Origin of the sequence: Candidatus Pelagibacter sp. Uisw_130, assembly GCF_047722505.1 — a bacterium.
Classification (GTDB): domain Bacteria; phylum Pseudomonadota; class Alphaproteobacteria; order Pelagibacterales; family Pelagibacteraceae; genus Pelagibacter.
The window spans coordinates 486,214-500,322 of the sequence record NZ_CP159814.1 but is presented as its reverse complement, the minus strand read 5'-3'; the positions used below and the strand labels follow the sequence as shown (position 1 = coordinate 500,322).

Below are 14,109 nucleotides of genomic sequence, written 5' to 3'. Positions count from 1 at the left end.
ATTATTTACTTGCTAATAAATAGTAAGTCAATGAAGAGATAAAAGCTCCAATTAACCAAGAGTAAGAATTAAAATTCATTAAACTTTCATTCCAAATTGTTGAGGCTGCAAAAATAAAACCTAAGGTTATAGAATATACAGCTTTTATATGCCATCCATATGAATAAAAGTAAGCTCCGTCAGATTCTGTTGAAAATATATTCTTATTATCTAAGTTTGACTTTTTAACTAAATAATAATCTATAATCATAACACCAAAAAGAGGTCCAAAAAATGAGGCAAAAGTATCAACATAAGATAAAGTTCCTATCTGGCTTAATAATGGTAACCAAAAAATACCAATTACAAATCCAAAAATAATAATAATATAAGAAGAAGTTTTTAGATTAAGTTTACTTGGGAAAAAATTTAACAAAGAATTTTGGGCAGGCACATAATTTGCAATTAGATTGGTAGATGCTGAAGCTATGATGATGAAGAATAGAACTATTACAGTTATAATAGTGTTATCTAGAGTTCCTATAATATCCGTAGGATTTGTAAGTATCTTTCCAATTTCCTCAAGTTTTTGATGAAAAATTACATCAGCTCCGACAACTATAAACACAGCAAAAAATGAAAATATAATAAGATTTAAAAATAAACTCAAATTACCTTTTCTTAATTCTTCTTCATTTTTAACGTAACGAGCAAAATCTCCAAAATTTACAAGAATAATTGAAAAGTAAGCAAAAAATATTCCAACCACAGTAATTAAGGGAGCAATATTACTCTTAAGAAATATATCATTATAAGTAAAAATATCAGCAAATGATCTTGAAACCTCCTTAACATCCAAAAGAAGTACAACAAAAAAAAATAATAACATTCCAGAGTAAACTGTTATTGCTGAATAATTAATAATTAACTTATTAAATCTATGACTTTTACTGAATAAAATAGATTGTAATAGAATTGCTATTAAAAAAGAGACCCAATCAATAATGTTAAGACCTGAAATAAAAACTAAAAAAATATCATGTTGAAGGAAAGTATTATCAATAGAAAATAAAAATATTCTAATTAAGTAACTAAGTGCTTTTGATAAAAAATATGTTTGAATTCCAAACATGAAAATGCCAACAAAGCCTCTTATTAAAGAAAAATATTTTGCCCCATATACACCTAATGAAGTTCTTAATAAAACAGGAAATGGAAGGCCATATTTTTGTGATGGTTTTCCTATCAAGTTAGCAAAAAAATAAACTAGAAGAGATCCAATCAAACTCCCAAAAAAAACTACTATAATATTTAAATCATAAACAAGATATAATGAGGCTATTAAAGAAAAAGCAATAACACTTTGTATATTGATACCCCAAAAACAAAAAATATCCTTCCAATTCCAAGTTTTATCATTCGGGTTAACAGATGCTAACTCCCAGTTAATAAGATTAATTTTACTTTTACGCTGAATCATAAGCAAATAATAAACCAATAAGTTAAAATGAAATATCTTTTTTTTTCATTTGTAATAGTATTTTGCATCTAATGCTCTTTCTTAAAAAAAATATTGGTTACTTAGCAATGTTTCTTGCTGTAATTGGGTTTGGTTCAGGTCCCCCATTTGTAAAACTTGCTCTAGAAGAGTTTCAAGTTGTTGATTTGCTAGCTGTAAGGTTTGCAATTGCTTTTTTGCTTATGTTAATTTTTGCTCTGATAATGAGAGTTGACTTGTCAATTAGAAAAATAGGTCTAACGCCATTCTTAATGGGTTTATTAAACCCTTTTCTTGTAACCTTAGCTTTTCACATAGGCTTAATGCTTACATCCCCTATAAACGGTGTTGCTATTATAAGCACGATGCCAATCATGCAGCCTTTTGTTGCAAAAATATTTTTAAATGAAAAAATTGAGATAAAGGTTTTAATAGGAGCTGTTATAACTATTGTTGGGACTTATATCCTGTTATCAAGCCAAACTAATATTGGTCAGGGAAATTATATTGGGGACTTTATTATTTTTTCAGGAATGACTTTGGCTTCAATTAATGAAGTTATTGGTAGAAAAAAAATGCAAACTAATGTTAACCAACTAGGTGTAAATACTTATCAATATTTTACCGGTTTCATTTTATCATTTTTAATATTATTTATTATTTGGCCTAACTCTACTTTTAGCCGTTCATTTCAATTAGATTTTACACCATCAGTAATAGCTGCAATCACTTTATCTTTTATAACTTTCGGTTCTTATTTGTTTTATAATTATGCCTTAAGAAGAGTTTCAGTAGGAAGAATTAGTCTTATGTATCCTTTAACAGGACCCATAGGAGCTTTATCTGCCTGGCTAGTAATTGATGCTGAAATTACTTTAAAGATATTTATTTCGTTGGGAATTATTTTGGTTGGAACTGTAATTCCTTATATAAATAAAAAATAAACTCTTAAGGGTACATTACACTAGGTAACCAAAGTGCAATTTGAGGAAATATAATAATTAAGATTAAACCTAAAACCTGTATTCCCATAAACTGCATCATGCCAAGATAAATATCTTTAAGTTCCCATTCTGGCACAACACCTTTTAAGAAATACGCAGATAGAGCTACAGGTGGAGATAGCCAGGCGGTCTGTAAGTTTACCGCAACAAGTATTGCAAACCAAGTCAAGTTAAAGTCTAATTCTTTAACCAATGGCACAAAAATTGGTAACACAATAAGAACTATCGGTACCCACTCTAAAGGCCAACCTAATAAGAAAATTACTGCCATTAATATAGCTAAAATAACATATCTATTAACATCAAGATTTAACAAAAATTCTGTTAACAAAGATGGTGTTCCTAATTTGGAAAAAACTGCTCCAAAGAAATTTGATGCAGCAACTAAAAACATTATTAAAGCAGTAATTTCTAAAGTTTTAATTAAAGAATTTTTTAGAGTTTTTAAAGTTAATTTTCTATATGCTAGTGCTAAAATAATTGCTCCAATTGCTCCTATACCAGCACCTTCAGTGGGTGTTGCTAAACCAAATAATATACTACCTAGAGCAAAAAATACTAACCCAGCAGGTGGTACTAATCCTAAAAAAAATTCTATCCAAACTTTACCCATACTTTTCGGTTGCATACTTTTTGGTAAAATTGGACCAAGTTTTGGATCAAAATAACATCTAACAGTAGTGTAAAGAGCATAAAGAAATGCCAACATTATTCCTGGAATTATTGCTGCAGCAAATAAATCTGTTACTGGGATTTCTAAAACAGGCCCCATTACTACCAACATAATGCTTGGTGGAATTAAAATTCCAAGAGTTCCTCCAGCACATATTAAACCTGCTGACAATCTAGTATCGTATCCAGATCTAATCATAGTTTTACCTGCCATAATTCCAAGAATTGTTACTGATGCTCCAACTATTCCTGTTGCAGCAGCAAAAATTGTGGACACAAACATAACTGCATAAAATAATGCACCCCTTGTTCTAGATAGCATTAATTGTATAGCTGAAAATAGTCTTTCCATAAGACCTGCTGATTCCATTAATATCCCCATAAAAATAAAGAGTGGGACAGCAACCAGCGTGTTTTCTGTCATAATCATGTTGAACTGTAGAGTCATTAAATAAAAAACTAACTTTCCAAAACCCCAGTAACCAAATACAAGACCTAAAAATATTAATGTGAATGAAATAGGAAAACCGATAAAGATGGCAAATAACATTACCCCTATCATTAGTGCCCCAATTATTTCTTGTGAAAAAAATTCCATTATGGCCATCTACCTTTAACAAACGCATAATATGTTTTAAATAATTCCGATATCCCTTGAATTAATAACAAAAAAGCTCCAATTGGCATGCAACTTTTTAATGGCCACATTACTGGCATCCAAGTGGTATCCATTGCTCTTTGAATTCTAACTTTTCCATCTAAGCATTCAGCTAAAGTAAATTTACCGCAGATAGAAGCATAAGCATAATCAAAGCTTACCCAAAAAAAGACTATGAAACCTGGAAAGAAGAATAACAAATATAAAAATAAGTCTACTTTTGCTTGAGTTTTAACTTTCCAATTTCTATATAAAAAGTCAGCTCTTATATGAATGCCTTTTGACAATGCGTAACCAGCACCCAACATAAAAAATGCTCCTGCAATCATTCTAGTAATATCATAAGCCCAAAGGGTTGGTCTGTTAAAAAAGTGTCTACCAATAACTTCAAAAGTTATTGCAAAAATTAAAGGAATTACCATCCAGCTAACTATTTTACCAACTCTTAACATGTTAAGGTCAATAAACTCTATAGTTTTTGCCATCCAAGGAGTCATGTCCTTAGGCATTTTTAAACTAGTTCGACGCTCTGCTATTAACTCATCTGTAATATCTAAAGTTTCTTTAACACCAGCAGAATGAGATTTATTTTTTACCATTTTATAGATTTGAAACTTGGATTAAAATTTTTTATTTAAAAAAACGGGGACTTAAAATTATTAAGCCCCCGTTTAAATTATCTATTTACTTTTGCGCTTTTGCAAATGCAGTTCCAATTGATGCATCAGATGTTTCCATTTGAGCAATAAAAGGTACTACGATTTTTGCGTGAGCAGTCATGTGCTTGTATACTTTATCAAAGAACGCATTTTCTTTTGAGTTCTTTAGAATAGTAGCTTTAGCAGCAGCCATATATTCAACAAAGTAATCAGCTGGAGTATCATGAAGTATAACACCATGTTTGGTAGTTAATTCAATCAACGCTTTTCCATTTTCAACAGCTCTGTTTGTAATGTTTCTAGTTATCATCGCTTCAGAAGCAATTTCCATTGCATATTTCTCTTGCTTAGATAGCTTATTGTAAACATCCTTGTTGAAGAACACGTCTCCATTTACAACGTTTTGGTGTAAGCCCTGAAGGTAGTAATTTTTTAATACCTTTTGGAAACCAAATACTAGATCTGGTTTTGGACAACACCATTCAGCAGCATCGATTGTTCCTTTTTCAAGTGCTGGCAGAATATCTCCACCACCCATTGAAACTGATGCAACACCAATGTCTTTGTATGTTTGACCAGGAATTCCCGGAGGAGTTCTGAATCTGTATTTTCTGAAATCAGCCATACTGTTGATCGGCTCTTTAAACCAACCTAAAGCTTCTGGACCAGAAGATGCCATAACAAAACCTTTTATGTTCATCCCCATTTCGTCCCATAGTTGATCATATAAAGCTTTTCCACCGTTATCAAAATACCAAGCCAACCAAGATTTAGTACTTAAACCAATACCACCACCTGCAACTGGCGAACCAAATAACATTGCAGCAGGGTGATAATTAGACCAATAGTGAGTCCAAGCAGCACCACCATCAACAAGACCCTTGTCAACAGCTTCTAATGTTTCTTTAACACCTACAACTTCTCCAGCACCTAGAAGTTCAAATTTTAATGAACCACCAGTAAGGCCAGTAACTCTATCAGCCCACATTCCTACGATTTGTGCATCATAAGAAGTTTTTGGAAAGGTCATTTGTATTTTTAAAGTTTTAGCTGAAGCAGAAGCAATAATAGATACTGCAAAAACTAAACTTAAAATCAATGATGTGATTTTTTTCATGTTTTTCCCTCTCTGTTTTTTTTATTAAGTCTTAATAAGACTAGAAATAAACATTATTGTGAGTGAAAAGTAAAACTTTAAATAATGTAAGCATCAAAGATACAACCTGTGGTTTATTATGGTTATACAAACTTATTGGTATGCTTTTTATACTGTTAAGTTATTTAATAAATAAAATTTTATTTATTTCCCTTTGGATCAAATGGGTAATTCCAAGCAGCACCACCAATCATTTTAGATATGCCTGAATAGTCAGTATCACTATCACCTTCATCACAGAATTTTGAAAAAATTTCTAAAGCAGCTTTACCTAAAGGTGTTGATGCATCAACAGACTGTGCAGCATCCATGGCTAATCTTAAATCCTTCCTCATCATTGCTGCTGTAAAACCTGGTCGGTATTTATTATTTGAAGGAACTCCATCAGTAAGATTTGGTAAAGGTGTATAATTAGTCATAGCCCAATTATTTCCTGAAGCTGCTTTTATTATTTCATGAACTTTTTTAATATCCATTTTTAATCTTTTAGCTAACATTAAAGATTCAGATGCTGCTATCATAGAAATTCCTAAAGACATATTGTTACAGATTTTTACTCCTACTCCACTGCCTTGAGCGCCTGCATGTAAAATTTTTTGTCCCATAATATCAAATAAAGGTTTTGCTAATGCTACAGCTTCATCACTTCCACCAACTAAAAAATTTAATTTTCCAATTCTTGCTCCCATCACACCACCAGTAACTGGTGCATCTATCATTTTAATTCCAAGTTTTTTTGATTCATTACCTAGTTCTAAAGAAGTCTCAATATCAATTGTTGAGCAATCAATTATCAAGCATTCTTTTGGAATTTTATTTAATATTCCTTTGTCTCCTAAATAAAGAGATCGAACATGTTTGCCTTCTGGTAGCATGGATATAACAGTACTGGCACCATCTAATAATTCATCAATAGTGGATACAACATTTAAACCTGCCTCTTTTGCAATTTTTATTACCTCTGGCGAAACATCAAAAGCTTTTACTTCTTTGCCAGCTTTTACTAATTGATTAGCCATAGGGTTTCCCATATTTCCAACACCTATAAATGCAATGTGATTAGTCATCTAAATTTGATTTGCCTCTATTAATTAAAACTGTTTTACTTTGTGTGAAGTGGTTAATCATGCTATCAAAAGCATACTCCTTACCTAGGCCACTCATTTTAATTCCTCCATAAGAAACATTGGCTCTTGGAGCAACACATTGATTTACCTGAACAAAGCCAGCTTCAATCTCATCTACAAATTGCAATGCTCTAGATAGGTTTTGAGTCCATAAAACTGCTGATAAACCAAAAGGTGTATCGTTAGCGCTCTTCATAACTTCATCAAAACTCTTAAATGGAATTGCGCAAGCAACAGGCCCAAATACCTCTTCTTGACATACAGGAGATTCTACAGGAACCCCTGACAATAAAGTTGGCTCATAAAAGAATCCTTCCTTATAATCTCCTCCTTTAGGTTGATTGCCACCATGCAAAACCTTGGCTGATGATGTTTTTTTAGCAATATCCATATAATGTAAGGTTCTTTTGAGCTGTTCATCAGATATTATTGCGCCAATATCAGATTTACTATCAAGTGCGTTCCCCATCTTAAGTTTGCTCAACTTAGAAACCACACCTTCTAAAACTTTATCATAAATTTTTTCATGTATATAAACTCTTGATCCAGCGGTGCATGCTTGTCCTTGACGAGTATACCTCATACCATCAATTACACCTGGTATTGCTATATCTAAGTCAGCATCACTCATTATAATATTTGGGTTTTTTCCACCTAATTCCAATGTAACCGGACATAATTTTGGAGCAGCCTTCATCGCAATAATTTTTCCAACAGAAAACGAACCTGTAAAAGTAACCTTTCTAACCTTGGGATGATCAATTAATGGTTCGCCACACTCTTCTCCATAACCTGAAATGACGTTTAATACTCCTGGAGGAAGTTCTTGTTGTAATATTTCACATAAGAATAAAGCACAAAGTGGTGCTTGCTCAGCAGTTTTTAACACTACAGTATTTCCTGCTACAATGGCTGGTGCAATTTTTGCAACAGTTAAAAATAAAGGAGCGTTCCAAGGAATAATTGCACAAACAACTCCAATTGGATCTTTGGTTGTATAATGAATTGTGTTTGGAATATTTGGTGGATAATTTTCACCTTTTATTTCACCTGCTAGTCCAGCAAACATATGGGTTAATTCAATTGATGCTGCTGTTTCTGGTGTAGCTTGAGTTCTAAGAGCATTACCAGTATCTAAAGCTAACAAAGTTTCAATTTCATTTCTTTTTTCTTCAAGTTTTCTTGCTGCAGCAATCATCATCTTTCCTCTTTCACGAGCTGGAATTTTTTTCCATTTATGAAAAGCTTTTTCTGCAGAATCTACTGCTGTGTTAACATCATTCTTATCACATTGTGGAGCTTCTCCAATTGTTTCACCTGTGCTTGGATTGATTACTTTAATTTTTTCTGAAGCTTTTGCAGAAACTAACTTTCCATCTATTAAAATTTTATTAGAAAGTCTTTTTGCATTACCTAATGCTAATTCTAAATTATTTTTAAAATCACTCATTATTGGTTATTTCTCCTTTTCGAGTCTTAGCTGCTAACCATCCACCATCAATTTTAATTTCAGAACCATTAATAAAGTCTGAGTCATCACTAGAGAGAAATATAGCAGCACCAGCAATATCAGATGGCTTACCCCAACGTCCTACTATAGTTTCTTTACCCCAAACTTCTCCTAGCTCAGGATCTTCTGCAAACTTTTGGTTAAAAGGGGTTGAGATCAATCCAGGACAAATAGTATTTATATTTATATTTTTACCGGTTAAATCAACCGCTAGGGCTCTTGTTAAGCCTAGAACGCCAGTTTTAGCTGCAACATAAGCTACACGATCTGGTCTACCCATGAAACTTGCTATGGAACCAAAATTTATAATCTTTCCCTTTCCACCTTTAATCATATGTGGAATAACTGCCTTACAACATAGGTATGGCCCAGTAAGATTTACACTTAACATATCATCCCACTGCTGCTTAGTATGATCCAATATATTATTAATATGTCTTGTCCCTGCATTGTTAATTAAAATATCTATTTTACCAAATACGTTAATTGCTTCATTTGCCATATTATTCACACTATCTTCATCAGCAACATTTGTTTTAATTACAATAGCTTCTCCATTGTTTTCTCTAATTTTTTTAGCAGTGCGCTCTCCATTTGGAACATCCATCTCAGCAATAATAATTTTTGCACCTTCGCTTGCTAATTTTAATGAAAGCTCTGCTCCAATTCCTTTTCCACCACCTGTTATAATTGCAATTCTATTTTTTAATTTCATATAATTATTTATAGTTTTATTAATATTTTAAAAATATTCCTTTTTTTAATTTAATCCAAGTCTTTTTTATTTATTATTGTATAATTTTTAATATACTAGTCAAAAATATATACCATGAAAGCAAAAACAAACTATACTGACAGCAATCATTTAATGAAAGCACTTTCTATATTAAACGGAAAATGGAAAATTCAAATTATTGAGAAATTAACTTATGGTGAAATGCGTTTTGGAGAATTAAAAAAGGCACTCAAATTAATTACATCACAGAGTCTATCCAAAGAATTAAAAGTAATGGAAATTAATTCATTAATTAAAAGAAAAGTTTTTAAAAGTAATCTTCCTCACGTTGAATACTCTTTAACAGAATACGGAAAATCTACAGATATTTTCTTAAAACCACTTATTAAATGGGGATCCGTAAATAAAAAAGAAAATACTCTGCAGTTAAAGTCTAAATATCAAGAGCTTATAGAATTATATAAAAATGAACTCACTCTAAAACAAATAAAATTTTTGATCAAAAAAGGTAAAATAAAAATTTAAAACTAATAATCTTTTTTGTGTGAAAATAATTTTTTACTCTCTTTTAACCACTGAAGTATACCACCCTCAAGTACAGAGACATTTGTAAAACCAAGATCTTCAGAAAATGAATTTGCTAACATTGATGCCGTTTCTCCATCATGACTTATAAAAATCAGATTAACATTTTGAGATTGAGCAGCAGCTAATGCTCTAATTTTATCCATTACATAAACTTGAAATTTACCATTTTTATCAAAGGCAGTTTCTGGGAATGAACCTTTGATAACACCTGTTTTATCCCACTCTTCTTCCGTTCTAATATCAAGTGCTACAGCATTATTTTCAATCATGTCTATTAATTCATCTGATGAAACTGATTTATAACTAGGATCTAAAACGTCAATTACTTCAAATTCAAATATCAGATCTGTATTAGGTGGTATAATATCTCCACCACCTTTTACTCCATAAGCTAATTCAGCAGGAATTTTAATCTTTCTTTTAGTCCCTTTAGTAGTTCCTATTATTCCTTGTTCAAAGCCAGGAATTACCTCTTTCATACTCATTTGCACTACTAAAGGTCTATCCTTACCGACATTAGTATCAAAAACTTTCCCATTTTCAAATGAGCCTGTGTATTCAAGCTGAACCCATGAATGTCTTATAATCTTTTTTCCCGTACCAGGCTTATCATTGATAATTTCAATTTCAACAGACTGAACTTGAAATGATAATGATAAAGATAAAAAAATTATGCATATAAGTATTAATATTTTTTTCATTATTTTGTAGTTGTTCAATTATCAGAAATAAATATGATTTTCTAGATATTATTAGATTATTAATAAAAATTAATTTATAAAAATATATATGGATAATTTTGACTACATCATTATTGGAGCTGGATCGGCTGGATGTGTTTTAGCGAACAGACTTTCAGAAAATCCAAAAAACAAAGTTCTCTTAATTGAGGCAGGCGGTAAGGATAATTACCCCTGGATACATATTCCTGTTGGTTATTTTAAAACAATGCATAATCCAAATGTAGATTGGTGTTACAATACAGAACCTGATGAAACAATGAATAATAGATCTATAAGATATCCTAGAGGCAAAACTCTTGGGGGTAGTTCTTCTATAAATGGATTATTATATATTAGAGGACAAAATAAAGATTACGATATTTGGAGACAATTAGGTAATAAAGGTTGGAGTTGGGATGAGGTTTTACCTTATTTTATAAAAGCAGAAAATCAAGAAGATGGTAAAAATGAGTTTCATGGTACTGATGGACCTCTGTCCATATCCAACCAAAGAATGCATCTACCATTACTAGATGAATTTCAAAATGCTGCTGAAGAGTTTGGTGTCCCAAAAACAAAAGATTTTAACAAAGGTGACAATCACGGATCTGGCTACTATCAGGTAACAGTAAAAAATGGATTTAGATGTAGCACCGCAGTTGGTTATTTAAATCCTGTAAAAAAAAGACCTAATTTAAGAATAATTACAAAAGCTCATGTTAAGAAAATTAACTTTGAAAATAAAGTTGCTAAAGAAGTTGAGTTTTGGATGGAAAATAAATTATTTACTGTAAGTGCAAATAAAGAAATCATCTTATCTTCAGGAGCAATTGGTTCTCCTCAATTATTACAAGTCTCAGGAATAGGAAATTCAGAAAAATTAAAAAAACTTGGAATTGAAATGGTTCATGAATTAAAAGGAGTTGGTGAAAATTTACAAGACCACTTAATGTTTAGACCAATATACAAAATACAAAATATAAAATCTCTTAATAAAAAAATTAATAGTTTATTTGGTAAGCTATTGATTGGATTAGAATATGTATTTAATAGAAGCGGTCCTATGACCATAGGAGCAAGCCAGCTTGGCATGTTTGCTAAAAGTGATTCCTCTTTAGAAATGCCAGATTTGCAATGGCATGTTCAACCAATGAGTATGGATACCTTGGGTGCCACTAAAAACCATGACTTTCATGCTTTCACCCCTACTGTTTCAAACATAAGACCAACAAGCAGAGGTCATGTGAACATTGTAGATAAAGATTCTAGAGTATATGCAAAAGTGAAAATGAATTACCTATCAACGTCTGAAGATAGAAGAATAGCAGCAGCTGGTCTTAAATTAACAAGAAAAATTGTATTAGAATCTGAGACTTTCAAAAAATTTAGCCCCAAAGAATATCGCCCAGGACCTCATTTAACAGAAGATGAAGATATTTTGAAAGCAGCAGCAGATTATGCTCAAACAATATTTCATCCAGTTGGAACATGTAAAATGGGTCAAGATGATATGGCTGTTGTTGATGAACAATTAAAAGTTCATGGAATAAAAAATTTAAGAGTGATTGATGCTTCTATAATGCCCAATATCACCTCTGGTAATACTAATGCTCCTACAATAATGATTGCCGAAAAAGGTGCTGATATGATACTAACCAACTAATGTTTGCAGAATTATTCGGCCCTGAACAACTTGTTATTTTAGGTCAGATTATATTTATAGACTTAGTCTTAGCAGGAGATAATGCCATTATCATTGGAATGGTAGCTTCGAAATTTCCATTGGAACAAAGAAAAAAGGTAATCTTTTGGGGAATAGGTGGTGCGGTAATTTTAAGAATTATCTTAACCATGTTAACTGCTTATTTATTACAAATAACAGGCTTAAGATTAATAGGTGGATTGCTTCTTCTTTATATAGTCTACAAACTCTACACGGATGTAATTAAAGGTCAGTCAGTTGATGAAGATATTAAAGTAGATAATTCAAGTTTCATGAAAGCTATTTGGACAGTTTTACTTGCTGATTTTACAATGAGTTTGGATAATGTTTTAGGTGTAGCTGGCGCTGCTGGTGATCACTACGTATTACTAATATTTGGTTTGACTTTATCAATAATCCTTATGGCAACAGCTGCTACAGTAATATCAAGATGGATTAATGAATATAAATGGATAGCATGGATTGGCTTAATTGCTATACTAGTGGTTGCAATCGAATTAATTTATACTGACTTAAAATTATTTATTTAAATGTACCTACAAAAAATAAATCTTAAGAATAAATATGCATTAGTCACAGGTGCAGGTAAAGGCTTAGGTAGAGCCTGCTCTATTGCACTTGCAGAAGCTGGTGCAACAATTATTGCATTAAGTAGAACTCAATCGGATCTTGATAAACTTGAAAAAGAAATAAAAAAAATCAAAGGCAAAGTTATCAAAATTAATTGTGATGTAATGAATTACAAACAATTAAAAGAGAATCTAGATAAGATTAAGATCATAGATATTTTGGTCAATAATGCAGGCACAAATATTCCTGAACCCTTTGAAAAAATCAAACAAGAAAATATGAATTACTTAGTAGATTTAAACCTTAAAGCTGCTTTTAATGTTGCTCAATTAGTTGTAAAAAAAATGTTGAAGAATAAAAAAAGAGGTGGATCAATTATTAATATGTCTTCTCAACTTGGTCATGTAGGAATGGCTGGTAGAAATATTTATAATATGACTAAATTTGGTATTGAAGGTTTGACTAAAGGTATGGGCGTTGAGCTTGCAAAAAACAATATCAGAGTAAATACAGTAGCCCCTACTTTTGTTGCAACACCAATGGTTAAAAAATTTTTTAAAAACAAAGCATTTAAAAAGCTAGCTTTGGGCAACATACCCATGAGAAAATTAGCAACAGAAAGTGACGTTGCAACAAGTGTTTGTTTTTTAGCTTCTTCAGCATCATCAATGGTTACGGCCACATCAATTCTAGTAGACGGTGGATGGACTGCAAAGTAATTTATAAATTTCTTTTAGCAATATTAATTTTTTCAACATCACAAGTTAATGCTGTTGAGTTTCAAGGAAAATTTATACAAGGGCACTATATTATTGGCAAAACTGATCCTGGTGCTTCAATCTTAGTAGATAAAAAAGAAGTAAAAATATCAAACGATGGTTTTTTTGTTTTTGGAATTGATAGAGATAGAAAGTTTGATTTAACTTTTACTAAAATATTAAATGGAAAAAAATCAATAATTACAAAAACAGTTCTAAAAAGAAAGTATAACATTCAGAGAATTGATGGTCTTGAAGAAAGTAAAGTGACCCCTCCTGAGTCTGTTTATAAAAGAATTAAAAAAGAAAATAATGCAATTGGTGAGGCAAGAGCAATAAATTCTAATTTAAATTTTTTTAAAGATAAATTTGTGATGCCTGTTAAAGGAATTATTAGTGGTGTCTATGGCAGTCAAAGAATTTTAAATGGTAAAGCAAAATGGCCTCACTACGGCATAGATATCGCAGCAAAAAAGGGCACTATGATAAAATCCTCTGTAGCTGGGGTTGTTACAATGGCCGAAGATGATTTATATTATACAGGTGGTACGATCATCATGGATCATGGACATGGTATTTCAACAATATATTCTCATCTTGAAAATATTTTAGTCTCAGTTGGGGAAAAAATTAACCAAGGAGATATTATAGGAACTGTCGGTTCTACCGGAAGGTCTACTGGACCCCATTTAGATTTTAGAGTTAATTGGTTTCAAACAAGGCTTGATCCCATGTCGGTATTGAAATAA

The 14,109-nt window shown here is 31.6% G+C and carries 14 protein-coding genes; 6 read left to right on the top strand and 8 right to left on the bottom strand.

Annotation, left to right across the window (positions count from 1 at the left end):
- Position 1: 1 nt before the first annotated feature.
- Positions 2 to 1,459 (bottom strand): cytosine permease, encoded by a 1,458-nt coding sequence (locus ABXT55_RS02635; RefSeq protein WP_415285209.1) that lies wholly within the window; start codon positions 1,457 to 1,459, stop codon positions 2 to 4.
- A gap of 71 nt (positions 1,460 to 1,530) precedes the next feature.
- Between ABXT55_RS02635 and ABXT55_RS02630 the strand changes: the two genes are divergently transcribed.
- Positions 1,531 to 2,421: a DMT family transporter gene (locus tag ABXT55_RS02630; RefSeq protein ID WP_415285208.1), complete on the top strand. Its 891-nt coding sequence runs from the start codon at positions 1,531 to 1,533 to the stop codon at positions 2,419 to 2,421.
- Between the two features lie 4 nt (positions 2,422 to 2,425).
- Here ABXT55_RS02630 and ABXT55_RS02625 read toward each other — a convergent pair whose 3' ends face one another.
- From ABXT55_RS02625 to ABXT55_RS02600, 6 genes are all read right to left on the bottom strand, one after another.
- A complete protein-coding gene (locus ABXT55_RS02625) occupies positions 2,426 to 3,751 on the bottom strand; it encodes a TRAP transporter large permease (protein ID WP_415285207.1) in 1,326 nt (441 codons plus the stop codon).
- Positions 3,751 to 4,410: a TRAP transporter small permease subunit gene (locus ABXT55_RS02620; RefSeq protein ID WP_415285205.1), complete on the bottom strand. Its 660-nt coding sequence runs from the start codon at positions 4,408 to 4,410 to the stop codon at positions 3,751 to 3,753. Before ABXT55_RS02620 ends, ABXT55_RS02625 begins: the two co-directional genes overlap by 1 nt.
- A gap of 85 nt (positions 4,411 to 4,495) precedes the next feature.
- Positions 4,496 to 5,587 carry a TRAP transporter substrate-binding protein gene (locus ABXT55_RS02615; protein WP_415285204.1) on the bottom strand — a complete coding sequence of 364 codons (1,092 nt, stop codon included), beginning with the start codon at positions 5,585 to 5,587 and terminating at the stop codon, positions 4,496 to 4,498.
- A gap of 179 nt (positions 5,588 to 5,766) precedes the next feature.
- Positions 5,767 to 6,693, bottom strand: coding sequence for a 3-hydroxyisobutyrate dehydrogenase (gene mmsB / locus ABXT55_RS02610; protein ID WP_415285203.1), 927 nt, complete (start codon positions 6,691 to 6,693; stop codon positions 5,767 to 5,769).
- Positions 6,686 to 8,203, bottom strand: a complete 1,518-nt coding sequence (locus tag ABXT55_RS02605) for an aldehyde dehydrogenase family protein (RefSeq protein ID WP_415285202.1) — start codon at positions 8,201 to 8,203, stop codon at positions 6,686 to 6,688. The genes mmsB and ABXT55_RS02605 overlap by 8 nt, the downstream gene beginning before the upstream one ends.
- The gene (locus ABXT55_RS02600; RefSeq protein ID WP_415285201.1) at positions 8,196 to 8,978 is read right to left on the bottom strand and encodes an SDR family NAD(P)-dependent oxidoreductase; all 783 of its coding nucleotides are present in this window, start codon (positions 8,976 to 8,978) and stop codon (positions 8,196 to 8,198) included. Before ABXT55_RS02600 ends, ABXT55_RS02605 begins: the two co-directional genes overlap by 8 nt.
- 114 nt (positions 8,979 to 9,092) lie before the next feature.
- Here ABXT55_RS02600 and ABXT55_RS02595 point away from each other — a divergent pair, with 114 nt between their 5' ends.
- Positions 9,093 to 9,524, top strand: a complete 432-nt coding sequence (locus ABXT55_RS02595) for a winged helix-turn-helix transcriptional regulator (RefSeq protein ID WP_415285200.1) — start codon at positions 9,093 to 9,095, stop codon at positions 9,522 to 9,524.
- A gap of 2 nt (positions 9,525 to 9,526) precedes the next feature.
- Here the strand turns inward: ABXT55_RS02595 and ABXT55_RS02590 are convergent, their stop codons facing one another.
- Positions 9,527 to 10,288 (bottom strand): FKBP-type peptidyl-prolyl cis-trans isomerase, encoded by a 762-nt coding sequence (locus ABXT55_RS02590; RefSeq protein WP_415285199.1) that lies wholly within the window; start codon positions 10,286 to 10,288, stop codon positions 9,527 to 9,529.
- An 88-nt stretch (positions 10,289 to 10,376) separates the two neighbouring features.
- On the opposite strand from ABXT55_RS02590, the gene ABXT55_RS02585 reads away from it, so the two are divergent.
- Genes ABXT55_RS02585 through ABXT55_RS02570 form a run of 4 tightly spaced genes read left to right on the top strand, consistent with a single transcriptional unit; the run spans position 10,377 to position 14,109 of the window.
- Positions 10,377 to 11,972, top strand: coding sequence for a GMC family oxidoreductase (locus tag ABXT55_RS02585; RefSeq protein ID WP_415285198.1), 1,596 nt, complete (start codon positions 10,377 to 10,379; stop codon positions 11,970 to 11,972).
- Positions 11,972 to 12,562 carry a TerC family protein gene (locus ABXT55_RS02580; protein WP_415285197.1) on the top strand — a complete coding sequence of 197 codons (591 nt, stop codon included), beginning with the start codon at positions 11,972 to 11,974 and terminating at the stop codon, positions 12,560 to 12,562. Before ABXT55_RS02585 ends, ABXT55_RS02580 begins: the two co-directional genes overlap by 1 nt.
- Positions 12,563 to 13,321, top strand: coding sequence for an SDR family NAD(P)-dependent oxidoreductase (locus tag ABXT55_RS02575; RefSeq protein WP_415285196.1), 759 nt, complete (start codon positions 12,563 to 12,565; stop codon positions 13,319 to 13,321).
- Positions 13,306 to 14,109 (top strand): M23 family metallopeptidase, encoded by an 804-nt coding sequence (locus ABXT55_RS02570; protein ID WP_415285195.1) that lies wholly within the window; start codon positions 13,306 to 13,308, stop codon positions 14,107 to 14,109. The genes ABXT55_RS02575 and ABXT55_RS02570 overlap by 16 nt, the downstream gene beginning before the upstream one ends.

Bases quoted from the DNA above. Each gene is read 5' to 3' on its own strand.
- ABXT55_RS02575 (WP_415285196.1), top strand. From the start codon at position 12,563: ATGTACCTACAAAAAATAAATCTTAAGAATAAATATGCATTAGTCACA.
- ABXT55_RS02585 (WP_415285198.1), top strand. From the start codon at position 10,377: ATGGATAATTTTGACTACATCATTATTGGAGCTGGATCGGCTGGATGT.
- ABXT55_RS02605 (WP_415285202.1), bottom strand. From the start codon at position 8,203: ATGAGTGATTTTAAAAATAATTTAGAATTAGCATTAGGTAATGCAAAA.
- ABXT55_RS02615 (WP_415285204.1), bottom strand. From the start codon at position 5,587: ATGAAAAAAATCACATCATTGATTTTAAGTTTAGTTTTTGCAGTATCT.
- ABXT55_RS02580 (WP_415285197.1), top strand. From the start codon at position 11,972: ATGTTTGCAGAATTATTCGGCCCTGAACAACTTGTTATTTTAGGTCAG.
- mmsB (WP_415285203.1), bottom strand. From the start codon at position 6,693: ATGACTAATCACATTGCATTTATAGGTGTTGGAAATATGGGAAACCCT.
- ABXT55_RS02590 (WP_415285199.1), bottom strand. From the start codon at position 10,288: ATGAAAAAAATATTAATACTTATATGCATAATTTTTTTATCTTTATCA.
- ABXT55_RS02595 (WP_415285200.1), top strand. From the start codon at position 9,093: ATGAAAGCAAAAACAAACTATACTGACAGCAATCATTTAATGAAAGCA.
- ABXT55_RS02600 (WP_415285201.1), bottom strand. From the start codon at position 8,978: ATGAAATTAAAAAATAGAATTGCAATTATAACAGGTGGTGGAAAAGGA.
- ABXT55_RS02570 (WP_415285195.1), top strand. From the start codon at position 13,306: ATGGACTGCAAAGTAATTTATAAATTTCTTTTAGCAATATTAATTTTT.
- ABXT55_RS02620 (WP_415285205.1), bottom strand. From the start codon at position 4,410: ATGGTAAAAAATAAATCTCATTCTGCTGGTGTTAAAGAAACTTTAGAT.
- ABXT55_RS02625 (WP_415285207.1), bottom strand. From the start codon at position 3,751: ATGGAATTTTTTTCACAAGAAATAATTGGGGCACTAATGATAGGGGTA.
- ABXT55_RS02630 (WP_415285208.1), top strand. From the start codon at position 1,531: ATGCTCTTTCTTAAAAAAAATATTGGTTACTTAGCAATGTTTCTTGCT.
- ABXT55_RS02635 (WP_415285209.1), bottom strand. From the start codon at position 1,459: ATGATTCAGCGTAAAAGTAAAATTAATCTTATTAACTGGGAGTTAGCA.